This is a genomic window from Halococcus sp. PRR34 (assembly GCF_028617175.1).
In the GTDB taxonomy this organism is placed as follows: domain Archaea; phylum Halobacteriota; class Halobacteria; order Halobacteriales; family Halococcaceae; genus Halococcus; species Halococcus salifodinae.
The window spans coordinates 1-16,869 of record NZ_JAQJDA010000035.1; the positions used below are offsets into that span (position 1 = coordinate 1).

A 16,869-nucleotide genomic window follows, 5' to 3' on the forward strand; every position below is an offset into this window, starting at 1 on the left:
CCAACTCTACTGATGGAGTCCGGATTCAGGCCCGATCGTTCCGTCTGGCGATTTGATTTTGAACGTGCAACAGGGTATACCTTCACTATCTGCTTCCCCTACTGCCGTCTCCCAATTCGGTAGAGGGTGCAATATCGGGTCCTCTCCACCGACAGCTTTAGATTCAGACCGAGTGACCGTTGCGTCAATGACGCTCCAGCGTGCCCGCTCAGTAGACGAACTCTATGCGGAAACACAGGACTACGATCTCGTCCTTACCACCGACGGGCCGCTAAGTCTCGCTCTGAACCGACGACTCGACCAACCCCGATTAGGTCGGTTCGCTGCCACCCCACGAATGCTCGCCTCGGGTGAGTTCACCGCACACGACCAACGCTCTCTCTTCCTCGATCTCGTCACCGAAACCGCCCTGAGTTGGAAGCACGCCTCGTATCTTGTCGACAACATCCTCCAGAGCTGGGAGGAGACAGGCGAGATCGATGCCATTCTCAACTACGACCGCTACGACACCAACCCAACCCGCGAAGCTATCGACGTCATCCAACAGGCCGAAAGCTCCCACGCCGACCTCGCCGAGTACACCATCGACGATGATCTCGACGTAGCGGTGATCGGCGAAGCACAGTTCACAACACTCGACTGTTCGATTCTCCCCGATGACTACGACACCATTAGCCCGTTCACAACGGACGCGTTCGATCTCTCAGAGTTCTCCTTGTTCGACTCGACGACTGCCATCGTCGAGACAGTCATCGACGCCACCTCCACAGACAACGCCGAAGACGTCGCCGTGGTCATGGATCGCGGGAGCGAGTACCCGTCACTCATCGAATCGCGATTCGAATCCACCGACATCCCCTACTACGGTGGACCGGGCTTCGTGGATAACACGCGCATCCGCACGTTCCTCAGACTGCTCCGCAGGGCACTCTCAAACGACAGCCTCCGCCTGAGCGACGTTCGTCCCATCCTCACAACGATTGGCATCGATCCATCGGTCAAACACGATCAGAAGCGACTACGAAGCCTCGATCAGCCCGAAATTGACCCTCTACAGACTTTCTGCAGCACTATCGGCGATCACACCGTCAACGAGGCACTCTCGACCTACGAGACGTGGTGCGACGAGTCGTTCACCGACCTACGGGGCGAACTCCGCCGACTCGGCCTCCTGGAACAGCCGGTCACCGACACGATCCTCGATGACCTCGAATACTACTTCCAATCGTTCGATGTCCCTACCGACGAAGAGCAAGAGGGTGTCCTCCTCGCGTCGGCCACCTCCGCAGCCTACGTCGACCGTCCGGTGGTCTTCTATCTCGGATTGGATGCCGGATGGACCCACTCGGTACCCGACAAACCGTGGGTCGATGCCGACCAGAAGGATCGCGAGTACCTCCAGCAGTTCCAGGTCCTCCTTCAAAATGGTGTCGAGCAGTACTACCTCGTCAAGGATACCGAAGCCGGCGAGTCGATCACGCCCTGTCTGTACTTCCACGATCTCCTTGATCAAGAGTTCGACCGCTTCGGCGACCTTCCACACGTGCCGTACAGCCGACGCTCACCCAGCCAAGCCGATACTGGCTTCGAGAAACAGTCCATCACCACCACGTCTGATACCGTCGAAACAATCAGCCAGTCCTCGCTGAGTACGCTCGTCAACTGCCCGCGGGACTACTACTTCGACGACCTCGTTGAGGGCCCGGATCGCGACTACCTCCAGAAGGGAAATCTCTTCCACGACTTCGCGGAGTTCTACGTCAGTCATCCCGACGTGGTCGACACCGCAGGCACCGACACCATCGTTGACATCATGCGCGATGGAATGGAGCCGTACGTCGATGACCACAATCTCGCGACACTCGAAAGCGAACTCCGCGTTGGCATCGACGCCATCACCAGGTACCTCGACGAGAATCCGCCCACGGAATCGACGTATGACGCCTACACGAACACCGACTGGGGCAATCGCTTTGCCGAGCACTTCGGGCGGACGATCGACTCGCCGATCACCGAACGATGGTTCGAGAACAGCGCACTCGGCGCTAAGGGTATCATCGACCTGATTCATACCCCGAGCCAGCTCCTCGATTACAAGAGCGGAGGTCACAACTCCGCCTCGACGGTTGTGAAGAACGCCCGGATCGATGCAATCAGCGACACACCGAACTTCCAAGCGCTGCTCTACCTCGCCCAGCATCGCGACGAGCGACCAGACGAACGACTCACGTTCCGGCTGTTCCACTTCCTCGAGATACTCGATGATGCGATCACCGCCGATGAATCGCCCTCACTCGATGAGGGAATCACGACTCTGACCTACTATCCGACGTCCTTCGAGGAGCATATCCAACAGGAGGCCACGTTCGAGGCGCTTCGCGAGGACGGCTCCAACAAATGCCAGAAGACGTTTGAGCAGGTCGAATACGACACGTTTCGGTCGTTCCTCGATTCACATGAGATCCCGGACACCTATGAGAAGGATGAACTGCTCGACTCGGCGTTCGCAGACGCACTCACCGAACGGATGAAAACCGCTGTTGGTGACTACAAGTACGTCGAGACCGGGTGTGCCCAAGCACTCCGTCAGCTTCTCTCGATTCGGACCCAGAACTACTTCGCGCCTGAGGTGGACGCTTTCGAAGAGTTCCTCGATGAGCGTCTCGACACGCTGAACGACTGGCGAGAGTCGCGCTTTCCGATCGCGACCGAGCTCGCCGGCGAGCCGAACTTCGATCGTGTCGACCACCGTGACCTCCTGCTGACTGACGAGCAAGCTCAGTCGCCCAGCAGCATCGTCTCACAGCGTACTCCTCTCGACACATGGGAGGGTGATCAATGACGGACACAGCGATCACGCCGAACGACCAACAGCAGGAGCTGATCGACGCGACCGAAGGCACCTACCTCGTCGACGCGGGGGCTGGCACGGGCAAGACGTTCACCGTCACCCGACGCTACGCGAATATCCTCGATCAGGACGATATCGAACCGGAGGATCTCCTCTTGCTGACGTTCACGAACAACGCTGCCGAGGAGATGAAGGACCGAATCGTCGCCCACTGCGATTACGGGATGGCGGCGCTGCGCGACGCCTCGATCAGCACGTTCCATAGCCTCGCCCACGACATCCTCCTTCGGTACGGGTTCGAAGCGCCACAGATCCTCGGGATCGACGATCGCATCACCTCCTCGACGCAGCTGCTCGAAAACGAGGTCATCGAGAACGAGCGCTTCCGGGAGTTCGTCGGGCGGTTCGTACGTGACCATCCCGAGTACGAGGACTACTTCCGAATCCTCTTGGACGAGTCGTCGCTGCTGGGACTGATCAAACAGCTCGCGGCGAAAGGTATCTTCCCGACTCGTGAGGGGTGGTTCCGTCACGGCGAGCGGTATCTCGACGGCGACCTCGAGGAGTTCAAGGAGTATTTCGAAGAAGCGAACGCTCCGAACGAGGGCGCAAACGGGCCGACACAGTCCGACCTTCGTGATAACCTCGGCCGCTACGGCCGGAACAAGTGCTACCTCCCGGAGGCACCAACAAAGACCGAGCTCCGTGGCGGTCGAGGCACCAAACAGATCGACGCTGAGTGGGCCGACCGAGCCTTCGAGGAGGATCGTTCAGAACTGAAGCAGTTCGTCCACGATCTGTACTTCGAGTACATCGAATTCGCGCTCGGCCGCAATTATCTCAACTTCAGTTTTCTCCTGTTGTTCGCGTTCGCGCTGCTCTGTGAGGATCACGCCCTTCGCGAGGAACTGGCCTTCGAGTACACGATGATCGACGAGTTCCAGGATACCAGCGAGATTCAGTTCAAGCTCGCTCTCCTGCTCGCCGGGACCGATAACATCTGCGTGGTCGGCGACTGGAAGCAGAGTATCTACTCCTTCCAGTACGCTTCGGTCGATAACATCCGTCGTTTCGAGGAGCGCCTCCACACCTACAAGGGCGAGCTCAACAACGACATCGAGCGCGTTGGCTACCCTGTTGAGGACGTGACCGAGATCGAACTCACGCAGAACTACCGCTCGACACAGGCGATCCTCGACTTCTCAGAGTGCAGCTTGACGCTGCCAGCGACGAACAATGAGGGCCTCGATGTCGACGACGTTCGCGAGTCGATCGTCTCACTCGACGCTGATTCGAACAAGGAGCACTCGCGGATCGAAGCCACGACTGGCGATGATGAGCACGAGATCCTTCTCGATCGTATTCAGGAGGTCGTAGGCAACCTCGAGTATGCGGTTGCGGACACAGACGCCGACGGGCTGCGACCACCGACATACGAGGATATCGCGATTCTCACTCGGACGCGGCGGTTCGGTCGTGAGTTCCAGCAACGCGCCGACGAGTATGGATTCCCGGTGGCCTACGAGGGTGGCGTCGAGCTGTTCAGTACCGATCAAGCGTTGCTGTTGCTCGCGTGGCTTCGGATCCTCGAAAACGACGCCGATCGGGGCTGGTCGGTCGTGCTCGAACGCGCTGGCTACACGCTTGACGAAGCCGACCACATCCTCGATACGGAGGCCTATCCGTCGAACATGCTGGCGTTCTGCGATGAGCTGGCGGACATCGAAACTGTCGGTGGGATCGCCCGCCGGGTGTTCGATCGGTATGGGTTCGAGGACGCCTACGCCGACACGCTCGTCACGACGCTCGAAGGGGTGTTTTCGAGTACGCATATGAACCGCGGCGAGATCATCCAGTTCATCGAGCGGAGTCTCGACGCCGGCAGCACTCACGAGGTCGATGACTCCCCCGGAACGGATTCCATTACCGTGCAGACGATCCACGCGGCGAAGGGGCTTGAACATCCCATTGTCATCCTCGCGAACGTCAACCAGCACAACTTCCCACCCTCCGGGGGTGGCGGCGACGCGATCCGGTACGACGATACGGCGGGCCTTCGCCAGACGAAGCGGTACTCGACGGTTCACGACCTCCCGCACGTGTATCACAGCTGGAGACACGACATCCGGTCGGCGTGTCTCTCCCGCGAGTACGACGAGGAGCGCCGGCTCATGTACGTTGCGATGACTCGCGCGAAGGATCACCTGCTCTTCTCTGCGGGATCCGCGCCGAGTGCCCTCTTCGATAACCTGCCAGTCGAACCCGAGGAGAGCGTGCCGGACGTACAGCCGGCTGACGGTGGCAGCACGGTCCAGAGCCATCTCCAGATAGCCATCCCGAATCGAGAGGGGCCGGTGGCTCAATCACCACACACGCTGATCGACGACAGCGTGTTCGAAGACGTTTCCGACGGGAAGGGCTCTGAATTCGGGCGACGAGTCCACAAGTTCGCCGAACGCTATGCCGAAGGAGAAGCCGTCGAGCCGGAGAATGGCGAAGTCAACGCCGACGAGCGCCACGTCAAGGCGTTTCTCGACTCGCTCGACGGCGAACTCCGCGTCGAGGAGCCTGCCTACCTGCCGCTGACCGTCGACGGCGAGGAGGTGTCGATCTCGGGCGTGATAGACCTGCTCTGTGTGACGCCGGACGAGGTGGAGATCGTCGATTACAAGACCGACCGCGGGCGGCACGCCGAATCGGAGTACCGCAAGCAAGTCAGCGTCTACTATCATGTCGTTACCCAGTGCTTCCCGAATCGGGACGTCTCAGCCAGCATCTTCTATACCGAGGACGGCACTCGGGTTCCAGTCGATCCGCTGACCGAGACTGAGCTCGTCGCGCTCGTGCGAGCCGAGATGGCCACTTCGAGTGCCGCACCAGCGGGATGAGAGAGATCCGGAGTCCCTGACGACTCCTCCGATTCGGCGGCACAGGAGCGGTACTACATCCGTTCGTGTGCTTCGACGATAGCGATGTCCCGCTCGATCAGTGGCTCCACCTTCGGACTCCGACAGTCGATTTTGAGCGCTTCATCGTGCCAGTCCATCCCCTCTTTCCCCCTCCAGACGCCGTACAGCGTCACTTTCGGGAGCGATAGCACACCGAACAGGACGGTCAGCACGTAGAGCGTATCCTGAATCGCCTCCCACGAGGTCGTCAGCTTGCGCGGCAGCGCCGAGGGGAATTCGACGCGCTGGGCGAGGATCCGGTTGGCGTGCGCTCGTTCGATGAAGTCGCGATCGTTGCTGAACAGCACGACGTCCTTGCGGCCCTCGTTCTGGAACGAAGCGTACCCCTCGACGATTGACTCGTCGCCTTCGTCAGTCGGGACTTCCTCGGCGTAGCGGCTGTCGCGGAGGCGACGGTAGTAGTTCTCGCCAAGACGTCCCTCGCGACTGGAGCCGGCAGGCTGGTTCCAGAGCTCCTCGAAGTCCGCGCTGAAGGCCTCGGTGAGCGACTGCGTGTCGTTACGCTTGTGTCCCCACTCTAACTCGTCGAGCACACCTGTAGCGAGCGCGAAGCCGTTCACAGCCGACTGTTCGCCAGGCTGGTGGCCGAGCACGTCCGCGATGCGCCACGGAACGAGATTGGTGTCGAAGCCCGCGACGAGTGGTCTGTGGCCAGCGTTCAGGTCTCGCCCGCCGTTGGTGGTGAGAAAATCGTCGATTTCCTCTCGATTGGCGGGATCGAGCAGCCCGCCAGCGATGAACGCGCTAAGGTACGATCGCCGATCGGGAACCTCACTGATCGCGGGTTCGCCGTACGCGCTGTTGACGTCGCTTCGCGCGTCGGCATACGTTTTCAGATCCGTCGTCAGTTGGACGGTCGTTTCGCCCGAGTCGTCGAATTCGATTCGGAACAGTTCGCCGAGTTCGTCACTCGGATGTTCGACCGGAATAGTCGTCGTTCCGGTGTCATAGAGAGCATTCAGGAGAACGGTCAGGTGCGGGCGGGTGAGCTGCATCAGAGGACCTCCGTGAAGTCGTACAGACGCGATTTCGTTCGCGGAATAGAGGGGTAGAGCCGACCGCGAGGGGTCTCTTCGAGGTAGAAGTAGTAGACGTGATCAGCATCGTAGCGCATCCCGGTCGCAAACGCGAGGGCGGACATGAACTTTCGGCCGGGTGTGAAGTCCACGGCGACCTCGCCGTCGTCTTCGTGGACCTCTTTGATCGCCTCTCTCGTATGTGCGTAGAGCCGATCGAAGTCGAGTTCGCTATCTATTGAAGTTATCTGGACGTCCAGTTCGTGGCCTTCGTACACATCGACGATTTCTGTTGCCAGATCGACCGCTCGAGCAACCTCATCGGTGACTTTCGGATTCTCGATGATGTACAGTCGGTCGGGAACAAATCCTTTTTCGCAGGCAGCGTTGATGGGATTGACTATCGCTTCGAGGGTCGTCGTTCCGTTGGTAACCCAGGCACCGACCATACTGACTTGTGTAGACCGAGGTTACTTGATACCACACCACAGAGTACTACAATCAGTAAGCCACCATCCAAAGGAGCGCACTACTCCTACTGTGACGCGCGTGGTGATGGATCGCAGGGACGCCAGTTGAGTCAGGAGACACACCGCCACCTCGCTTGATGGGAGCGTTTGACACTAAAAAGCGCGAGGGCAGTGGTAGTTTCCTGCAGCGAGAGCACTACAGCCTAATTATTATTACCATGTGGTGGCGAAAAGCCTTGTACCGATGTCCTCCTTCACATGGCTCTCCTATTCGGAGGCAGAGCGAGAGCGAACCCGTGATCTTATTTCCCAGTTCTCGGAGCGGGATACACGTGATGAACTTGGAATTGGCCGAATCCGAGATGCGTTCGCTGACCTGCTCTTTCCAGGGACGACAACCATCCAGACCCGGGCTAAGTACTTCCTTTTCGTTCCCTGGATGTATGTCGGTCTCGAGGGTAGTCGGGTCTCTTCGACGGACATCGAGTCGAGAGCGAGACGGTACGAGGTCCAGCTCATCGAGGCGCTGCTCAAGGGTAATGATCCAGATGGTGTGATCGGGCGATACTCGAAGGGAGGTCTTCAGCGCCTCCCGAGCAATATCTACTGGGCCGGCCTCGGTACGTGGGATATCCGGCGATTCAGGGGGTCGCAGAGTGAATACCATGATTCTCTCGATATCTACTACGAACGTCAGCAGCAGCATGAGGAGGATGGAGCAACAGGTAATCTCCAACCGAATTGGGACCCTAGACTGCCGGACCCACCCGACGACTTCCCGGCCTCGGCTAGTCTCGACCTTCGTGAGCAGGATGCCGAGTATCTCCGAGATCGAATCATGCAGTCCGCACCGGATTCAATGCTCGAGGAGCTCCTGCATGAGACGGAGCTAGCGGAGAATCCCGACTTCCCGTGGGAGCATCCCCACCGGAACCGACTCTCAGACGAGATGCAGGAGCTTCTCCACCATGCCCGGAATTTCTCAGAGATAATGCACGGTGCTTCGCTACTTTACAATCTCATGCTCGCGAAAGAGGCAGCAGATGAGGAGCTTATCGAGGAGTACTCAACCCGGATCGAAGAGTGGGCGCAAGTAATTGATACTCGGCTGACAGAGCTTCGGGACTGGGATCTGGATCAATTCTGGAGAATCGTCACCGAAGCGAGCGCGAATACGCCGACACGAATGCAGCGATTCGTCACGCGATGGATCGAAATCGCAACGGACTCCCCGGAAGAAGTCGCTGAGGATGACACTGCGTTGCGGCTCATCGAGAATCGTGAGAGGCGGCTCAAGGGCGGCCGCGCCCGTCTCCATCACCAGTCCGCTCTGGAGCAATGGAGCGGCGAGGCGGGCACCGGACAGCTGGCGTATCGCTGGGACTCGGCGAAGGTCCATCTTCAGGACATCTTCGCCGGCTTGAGGGCAGGGTAGATGCTCAACCCGCACGATCGGACACTTCTCCATGAGTCTCTCAAGCCGCCGGCCGGCTACGAACTGGACTACGCCCTCGGAACAACCTATTCACTCGATCTCACTGCTTTGCTTGCCGTGCCGCTCGCATTCACCCGGCACCAACAGCAAAATACTGACCCAGCGGAGCTAGACCCGGTAGCGACGCTGAATGCTCTCCGGCGGAACTCGGAAAACATGACGATATTCTGCCAAACTGGCCGGATCCAGCCTCCAACTCAGCAGAACAAGTTGTTCCAGTTGTTAGAAGACGCCGTCGTCGAGACGAACGCGCCGAGCGACCGTGGAGCCTTTCATCCGAAAACTTGGGTCCTCCGGTACACGGCCCCAGACTCTCAGGTACATTACCGCTTCCTCTGCCTAAGTCGCAATCTGACATACGCACGCTCTTGGGACACCGTCCTCCGCTTGGATGGTGAATTCCGCGCGGATCGTCAACTTGCCTATGGGCGGAACCACCCACTTGGGGATTTCGTCGAGACACTTCCTGATATGGCAGTACGGGATCTGGATACGTCCCGCCAGACGAAAATCGACACCATCCAGGATGAACTCCGTCGCGTCGAATTCTCCCCTCCAGAATCTTTCGAGAACATCGAGTTCCACCCGTTCGGTATCGATCACCGAGAGCAATGGCCGTTCCCAGACCGGGAAACGGACATCATCGTCGTATCACCATTCCTCTCCGAATCGCTCCTCGAACGACTCGCGCCCGAGACACGCAACACGACCCTCATCTCACGGTGGGAGGAACTGGATACGCTCCGGCAGACCACCCTCGAGCCTTGGAACGAGGTCTTCGCGTTAGACACTGCTGCGGAACTGAATCCGGAGAGCGATTCGATTGAGATGCCGACAGAGGAAGCCCAATCAGATGAAGTCGATGAGGAGGATGCGCTACAGAGCTTACACGCGAAACTCGTCATCGTGGATGATGGATGGGATGCACGAGTATACACAGGATCTGCAAACGCCACCCGGGCAGCGTTTGAGGAGAACGTCGAGTTCCTGGTCGAGCTGCAGGGGAAAAAGAGCAACTGTGGGACTGATGTATTCCTCAACGACGAAGAGAACGAGATCGGAATACGCGACCTCCTAGTTCCCTATCACCGGGATGGGCCACACGAAACCAACACCTTGGCTGAGCAACTGGACGACGCGCTTCGCGATATCCGAAACGCTATCACGGCCTTGGACCTCGTGGCATCGCTCGAGGAGAGGCCGGGTGACGACTCCTACCGACTCCGACTCGAAGGTGCAGACGCTCTGGACTCGGTCCCACACGGGGCCAGCGTCCAAATCCGGCCGATTACCCTTGAGGAGCGGGCAGCGGAGCCGTTCACGATAAATTCGCCAGAGACCGCTACGTTCGACATCTCATACGGTGCTATCACGTCGTTCATTGCGTTTCGAGCGACCGTCGATCTGAGTGGTGAGTCCAAATCGGAGACATTCGTCCTGAACGTTCCGCTCGAGAACACCCCAACGAACCGCGAACAACGCCTCCTCCGGTCGATTATCAATGACCGGGAGCGATTCCTCCGGTTCCTAGCATTGCTGCTGGGCGAGGCCGATGCTGGCTTTGGTCACCTAGTCTCGCAGGCCGATTGGCAGGAATGGCATAGTCGTCACGATTCCGAAGTTGGGAATCGATTCCCACTACTGGAGCAGCTTCTTCGTGTATTGTACGAGAATCCGGAACAACTGGAACGCATCCAGGAACTCATCACGGATTTGGGTGGAAACGACGATATTGAGCAAGTACTCCCCGAAGGGTTCCAACGCGTATTCGATCCGATCTCGGCGGTACAACGCCAGGAGGCTTCCGGCGAGTGACCGACGAGACACCGCCGGATGTATCGGCGATTCTAGAGCCGCTAAAAGGATTTCAGGAGCGGACGGCTCGCTACGTATTCAATCGATTGTACACAGACGAGGAGTATACCCGCCGGTTCCTCGTGGCGGACGAAGTCGGGCTGGGAAAGACGCTGGTCGCTCGAGCGGTCATCGCACAAGCAATCGACCACCTTTGGGATAACCGTGACCGAATCGATGTGGTCTACCTCTGCTCTAATGGGAGCATCGCCCGACAAAACCTGGAGCGCCTCGTCCTCGATGAAGACCAAGAGCACGCCTTCACCTCTCGTATCACACTTCTGCCGAAGACGGCCCGCTCGTTCGACGAGAACACGGTGAACTACATCTCGTTCACCCCCGGTACCTCTCTCGACCTCAAATCATCAATGGGGAAGAAGGAAGAGCGGGTGATGCTCTATCATATCCTCAAGGAGCCGTGGGGTCTAACCGGTAAACCGCCATTAAACGTCCTCCAAGGTGGAGCTACAGCCGATGGGTTCCGCCCGATGGTAGACAATTTCGATGCCACGATCGATGAGGGCCTCTCTGAGTCGTTCATCGCAGCGCTCGATGAGCGCCCGGAGCTTGAGCGTGAATTCAAAGAACTCTGCGAACACTATTCCCAGCACAACAGTAGGGTCTCCGACGTAGTAAACGCCCGCCGGCAGGAGGTCCTCGGCGAGATCAGAAGCGTCCTAGCATCGGTCTGTGTTGAAGCGCTGAGCCCTGATCTTATTATTCTCGATGAGTTCCAGCGGTTCCGGGACGTCCTCGACGGAGACACCGACGAGGGTGATCTCGCCCAAGAGCTGTTCTCTTACTCGGATGCGCACGCGGAGTCCCGGGTGCTTCTACTCTCGGCCACCCCGTACAAGATGTACACGATGGCCCACGAGGGCGACGAGGACCACCTTGCCGACTTTGTCCGGACTCTTCGGTTTCTCACCGGGGACGAAACCGCTCAGGAGATTCGTGACCTGCTCGATGCCTATCGCCGAGCGCTCTACCAGGCCCACGAATCGAGGACGGACGAGCTGCGGGAGCTAAAGAACGGAATCGAGGCAGAACTGAGTCAGGTTATGGTCCGGACAGAGCGTCTCGCAGCCTCTCCGGATAGAAACGGTATGCTGGAGGAGGTGAATTATCCGAATATGGATCTCCAGTCAGACGAAGTCCAAGCGTATCTTGAGTTGCGAGACGTCGCCGAGCATCTCGAGGCACCGGGGGTGATGAACTACTGGAAATCCGCTCCGTATCTACTGAACTTCATGAACAATTATTCGTTGAAGGAGAAGTTCCGCGATGAGTTGGGCTCCGAAAGTGGTGCCCATTTGGCGGCGACGCTGTCGGACAGCGAACAGTTGAATCTGTCTGGAAATCAGATCGAACGCTATGAGCCGGTCAAGTTCCAGAACCCGACGCTCCGCGCCCTTGTAGATGAGTACCTCGAAACGGGCATCTGGAAACTGCTCTGGTTACCACCATCCTCACCCTACTATCAGGCGGATGGCCCATATGCCGAGTCAGGGGTACAGGGCGCTACAAAACGCCTCGTTTTCTCCTCCTGGCGGGTCGTCCCGAAATCGGTCGCGGCACTGGTGAGCTACGAGGTCGAGCGACGAATCATGGACGACTTTGATTCGGATGCACTGTATTCCGAGGGCCGAAGCAACCGAGGTTATCTCCTAGAAATCTCCAGATCGGAGGGGCGACTCACCGGGATGCCGTTGTTCACCCTGCTTTACCCGTGTCCCACCCTAGCGGAACTCGGCGATCCGGCCGAGGTGACCGCCCGTGTCGAAACCGACGACCTCCCGAGTCAGGAGCAAATCCGGGCGGAAATCTCGGATGAGATCGAATCGCGTCTTGAACCCATCATTGACCAGCGGGCGGGTGATGAAACCGACGTTCCTGGGATCGGCACCCATGATGAGGCTTGGTACTGGGCAGCGCCCCTGCTGCTCGATTTGGAAAACCCGAATATTTCCGTTGCTGACTGGCTCGGGCGAACGAACCTCTCGTCGATCTGGCAGGGTGAGGAATCCGAGACCGCTTCATCCAGTGAATTTGCCAACTGGCAGGCCCATATTAATCGCTTCCGGCAGGTTGCTGATGACGAAATCACCCTCGGGCCACCTCCGGACGACCTGATTGAGCTGTTGACGGACATCGCCATGGGGGCTCCAGCGACAGCCACGCTCAGGGCCTTGGAGCGATCCGTCGATTCTGCGTCGGCGATCGATATGGAGACGGCACTCACCGGCGCGGCCCAGGTCGGGTGGGCCTTCCGAACAGTCTTCAATCTCCCCGAAATCACGTCCCTCATCCGTGGCCGCTATCCATCCGAACCCTACTGGCGTCGCATACTCGAGTACTGTCGGGACGGGAACCTTCAGGCGGTGCTCGATGAGTGGGTACACATGCTGGATGATTTCGGCCTAGCCGATGCTCCCTCAACGACCGTGATCGAGACAATATCAGGACAGATGCGCCAATCGCTGAGCCTTCGAACCGCGTCGGCGAAGATGGATGATATCGTCGTTGACGGTGATAATATCGAGCTTGAGGAACGGCGTATTCGGTGCCATTTCGGGTTGCAGTTCGGGAGAGTCGAGGACTTCGACACCGATGAAGCGATCCGAACCGATCAAGTCCGAAATGCGTTCAATTCGCCATTCTGGCCGTTCGTGCTGACGACAACATCCGTCGGCCAGGAAGGGCTTGATTTCCATCCCTACTGCCACGCAGTGCTCCATTGGAATCTCCCCCCGAATCCGGTCGATCTTGAGCAGCGGGAGGGGCGCGTGCACCGTTACAAGAGCCATGCTGTCCGGAAGAACGTCGCCGACGCCTATGGCTCGCAGGCGCGTGCGGAGGCAGCGGATAGTGATATCTGGACGACGATGTTTCAAGCGGCCACGGACGCCGCCGATACGACATCGGACCTAGTCCCCTACTGGGTCTTCACCGGTGATGGTTCGGACGCAGCTCGCATCGAACGGCATGCACCATTCCTTCCAGTCAGCCGAGAGGAACACCAATTTGCGGAACTCAAGGAGTCACTAGCGGTCTACCGGATGGCGTTCGGTCAACCGCGACAGGACGATCTTATTGAGTACCTGCTTCAACATCTCTCCGCCGAGGAGATCAAGACGATATTAGAGGACTTACAAATCGACCTTTCTCCTTACTAGCCCTATCGACCCAGTCGCAGGCGGGTCTCATTGGCACATTTAGCGAAGGACTGGAGAGGTCGGATTTTCCGCGTACAGCGCTCCAGCTATAATTGGGATCAGAGAAGATATCCGTCAGATACCGCCTCATCCCACTTCTCAGCATCAATTTCTGGATGGCGGAGCGCGATTGATCGAAGTGTACTCAGCGCCAGTTGTGCTTCGCCAAGCATCGCTACCGCCTGATCGCGCAGAGTGGCGGTCTCGTGGGTTTCTTCGAGACCCCACGAGAGCATGTCGACGAGCAGGTTCGCATCGTCCTGCAGTTCGGCGACGGTTCCGGCCGCTTCGAGTGCTGTCTCCGGACTCTCCAGTTGCTGTTTAGCTGTGCCGACTGCTCCGACAGCCTGCCGAGTCACGCTCGTGATCTGGCCCCGCGGGGGAATATCGGCAGTCTCGAAATCCTGCTCGATCATCGGCTCCCGAATACTCCGTACTGCTGCCTCCACGTTCGATACTGCCTCGACCGCGCGGGCGTGAAGATCTCGAATACGCTCCTGTTCCTGTAGGGGAAGCGCGTTGAAGGAATTCGCCAGCGCGTATTCAGGAACCCGGACTGACGACTGGCGAAAATCCGGGTCAGCGCCATCGACTTCCGAACTGAGATACGCATGACGTTCCCAGTCGAAAAACGCCGCATCAGCCGAAGTGAATTTCCACGACGGTTTGTCGAGCACCTGCGTCGGCACTGGATCGGGGCGATGACCAATGTTCGCTTTCGTGTACGCCGAGGCGCGCTTCGTCGTCCCTCTCTCTATCTCTGTTCCGTCCACGACGAAACTACCATTCGCATCAGCACCCGCTATATCGAGAGAGAACAGCATATGGCCGATTTTTCGGAGGCGGCTCGTCTCATCGATGGATTCCGTCCATCGATCCGGAAGGGAAGCAGCACCGAAGCGAGAGCCGGCAACCGCTCCGGCGACTGCCCCGATCGTATCCGTATCGCCTCCTTCACTGACTGCGTTCACGATGGCCGTCTTGGCGTCGTCCGCTGTCAGTGCATGGTAGAGGCCAGTCTGGAGGGTATGAAGCACAAAGCCGGAGTTCGACAGCTCACTCGCTTCGATCCCGTCGGGAATCGGCTCAAGGACATCTCGAAGACTCTCCGGCGCATCCGCACTCAGTGCACCGAGAGCAGTGGCGAGGGGCTGGTCATCGCCGTCGAGCAGTGCGGCGATCGTGAGGTTTAACGCCGCACAGCCGTGGGTACACCGTGGATCGGCATGTGTGATGCGCGATGAATCGCGGCTCGTCTGCTGGAGCATATCCCAGTCGTCGGCGAACGCGAGCGCGAGCGGCGCACACCGCATTACACTGCCGTTGCCCGCGTTCGATCCTTCCGAGCGCTCTTCCCAGACCTCCTGTCCCGCAGACTCCCACGAGACTCCCTTGTCGATACGTCTGAGCGCGTCGGCAGTCATCACTCCAACGTCGAAGGGGCCATCATTGTACCATGCGACGAACCGTTCGGCGATGTCTGCCGGATCGAACTGACCCTGCTTGGCGAGACTCCGCGCGATGCACAGCGCTTGATCGGTGTCGTCAGTAATGGTCCCGGCGGGCTTGCCGTGGGTGCCGTTGCCCACCATCTCGGTGATCTCACCGTATTCGGCGTCGATCTGCTTCGGCGAGTGGAACTCGACGGGCCGGCCGAGTGCATCACCACAGGCCAGTCCTAGTAAAGCACCCTCCGCTCTATCTTGTTCGCCCATGTTCGATCAACCGGTGGCTGAGTATTATATCCCCGGCCGCTGTGGCCTGTACAATGGCTCCGAACCCGAGACAAAAATCAGCGAGGCAGAGTCCATGATGGTGTTTGCGTTCGACCGCGACTGGACGGTCGATGTGAATCCCCATCCACAGCGTGAGGCGGTCCCGCTCGCGTGGGTGCGTCACCTCGCTCATGAGACCGATCACGAAGTCTGGGCGATCGGGAATCAGGACTTGAAAGACGAAGCCGAGATTCCGGGCATCGAAACGCTCGCGGGGCGATACTATGAGGAAGGAATCGGCCGTCTCGGCAAGAAAGACGACTGGGACCGCTACGAATACTGGCCCGAACGGCGTGATCGCCTTCGGATGCTCACCGAGGAATTCCCTGACGCGACGGCATACATCGCCGTCGACGATCTTGATCTGAGTGACGTCGAAGGCTGGCAGCACTATTACGCATGGGACTTCGTTCCCGCTGTCGAACGCAATGACATCGCTATCGATCCACCATCCTGAGAGGAGTAACGCCCAAACGTGCGGTCACGCTCGTGTGTTCGAACCGTCGGAGCGGCGTCTCGCTGCTCCCGATACCTCTGGATATTGCTGAGGAACACACCCGGTTTCCGTTGTTCTGAATCTCGAAGACTCATAAGGTTCGCAGGTCGATGCGCGCCGGGCGGCCGCGAGGGAGCGAGCTAAAGTTCGCCAACCAGGCGAGCCTGTGCCAGTATCAATTCCGCGTGTTCTTCGGCCCATTCCTCACCCTTCCGCTCCGCTACCCAACCGATCGCCCGCTGCTCTTCGAGAGTTCTGTTTTGTCTGGTCTCACTCATTCTTCGTCGTTCGGTTCATTGGGCTTAAATGGCATAAACCTCACAGCGATCTTGGAGCCTCGGAGGGTGCTGCGAGAGGGGGAGGGTAGTCGCGCACGTTCACGCCGCTCGAGATCTCGTACTCGACATCAACCACGCCGGGACCATCTGGCGGGTGAACTCGGTGCTCGCTTCGATAACGCCGACTCGTGTGTTCTCACCGAGGGCATCGGCGACGTCATCGACGAGATCCTCGCGATACGCGAGCTTGCCGTCGGTGCGGTTTCGCATGGCGTGCTCGTACACACGAGTTCGTGAAAGCCGTTCTGCTCGAGTGGCTAACCGCTGATGTTCAACAGTACTATCCGCCGCGCTCAGCGCAGGTCAATTACTGGGTCGCGTCGCAGAATCCTTTAGAATCGGGACGATACCCGTCGGCAAGAAGCCGTAGCTGATACCTGAAAGGAAGGG

General features: G+C 58.7%; 10 protein-coding genes. 6 read left to right on the forward strand and 4 right to left on the reverse strand.

Annotated elements, in window-relative coordinates:
- Nucleotides 1-187: 187 nt before the first annotated feature.
- Both PHA81_RS19810 and PHA81_RS19815 read left to right on the forward strand, forming a co-directional pair.
- The gene (locus PHA81_RS19810) at nt 188-2,842 is read left to right on the forward strand and encodes a PD-(D/E)XK nuclease family protein (RefSeq protein ID WP_273838499.1); all 2,655 of its coding nucleotides are present in this window, start codon (nt 188-190) and stop codon (nt 2,840-2,842) included.
- Nucleotides 2,839-5,739, forward strand: a complete 2,901-nt coding sequence (locus PHA81_RS19815; RefSeq protein WP_273838501.1) for an ATP-dependent DNA helicase — start codon at nt 2,839-2,841, stop codon at nt 5,737-5,739. The genes PHA81_RS19810 and PHA81_RS19815 overlap by 4 nt, the downstream gene beginning before the upstream one ends.
- Nucleotides 5,740-5,792: 53 nt before the next feature.
- Here PHA81_RS19815 and PHA81_RS19820 read toward each other — a convergent pair whose 3' ends face one another.
- Both PHA81_RS19820 and PHA81_RS19825 read right to left on the reverse strand, forming a co-directional pair.
- Nucleotides 5,793-6,815, reverse strand: a complete 1,023-nt coding sequence (locus tag PHA81_RS19820) for a PIN domain-containing protein (protein WP_273838503.1) — start codon at nt 6,813-6,815, stop codon at nt 5,793-5,795.
- Nucleotides 6,815-7,285 (reverse strand): CRISPR-associated ring nuclease, encoded by a 471-nt coding sequence (locus PHA81_RS19825; protein WP_273838504.1) that lies wholly within the window; start codon nt 7,283-7,285, stop codon nt 6,815-6,817. Before PHA81_RS19825 ends, PHA81_RS19820 begins: the two co-directional genes overlap by 1 nt.
- Nucleotides 7,286-7,550: 265 nt before the next feature.
- Between PHA81_RS19825 and PHA81_RS19830 the strand changes: the two genes are divergently transcribed.
- From PHA81_RS19830 to PHA81_RS19840, 3 genes are read left to right on the forward strand one after another with little or no spacing between them, the layout of a single operon-like run.
- A complete protein-coding gene (locus PHA81_RS19830) occupies nt 7,551-8,741 on the forward strand; it encodes a DUF6361 family protein (protein WP_273838505.1) in 1,191 nt (396 codons plus the stop codon).
- Entirely contained in the window at nt 8,742-10,616 is a 1,875-nt protein-coding gene (locus PHA81_RS19835; protein ID WP_273838508.1) for a phospholipase D family protein, read from the forward strand.
- Entirely contained in the window at nt 10,613-13,831 is a 3,219-nt protein-coding gene (locus PHA81_RS19840) for a helicase-related protein (protein ID WP_273838511.1), read from the forward strand. Before PHA81_RS19835 ends, PHA81_RS19840 begins: the two co-directional genes overlap by 4 nt.
- A gap of 98 nt (nt 13,832-13,929) precedes the next feature.
- Here the strand turns inward: PHA81_RS19840 and PHA81_RS20945 are convergent, their stop codons facing one another.
- Nucleotides 13,930-15,585, reverse strand: a complete 1,656-nt coding sequence (locus PHA81_RS20945) for an ADP-ribosylglycohydrolase family protein (protein WP_337958945.1) — start codon at nt 15,583-15,585, stop codon at nt 13,930-13,932.
- Nucleotides 15,586-15,679: 94 nt separating this feature from the next.
- Between PHA81_RS20945 and PHA81_RS19850 the strand changes: the two genes are divergently transcribed.
- The gene (locus PHA81_RS19850) at nt 15,680-16,102 is read left to right on the forward strand and encodes an adaptin protein (protein WP_273838514.1); all 423 of its coding nucleotides are present in this window, start codon (nt 15,680-15,682) and stop codon (nt 16,100-16,102) included.
- 416 nt (nt 16,103-16,518) lie between these two features.
- On the opposite strand, the gene PHA81_RS19855 is transcribed toward PHA81_RS19850, so the two are convergent.
- On the reverse strand, nt 16,519-16,689 hold the full coding sequence (locus PHA81_RS19855) for a hypothetical protein (protein ID WP_273838515.1): 171 nt from the start codon (nt 16,687-16,689) through the stop codon (nt 16,519-16,521).
- Nucleotides 16,690-16,869 lie beyond the last annotated feature (180 nt).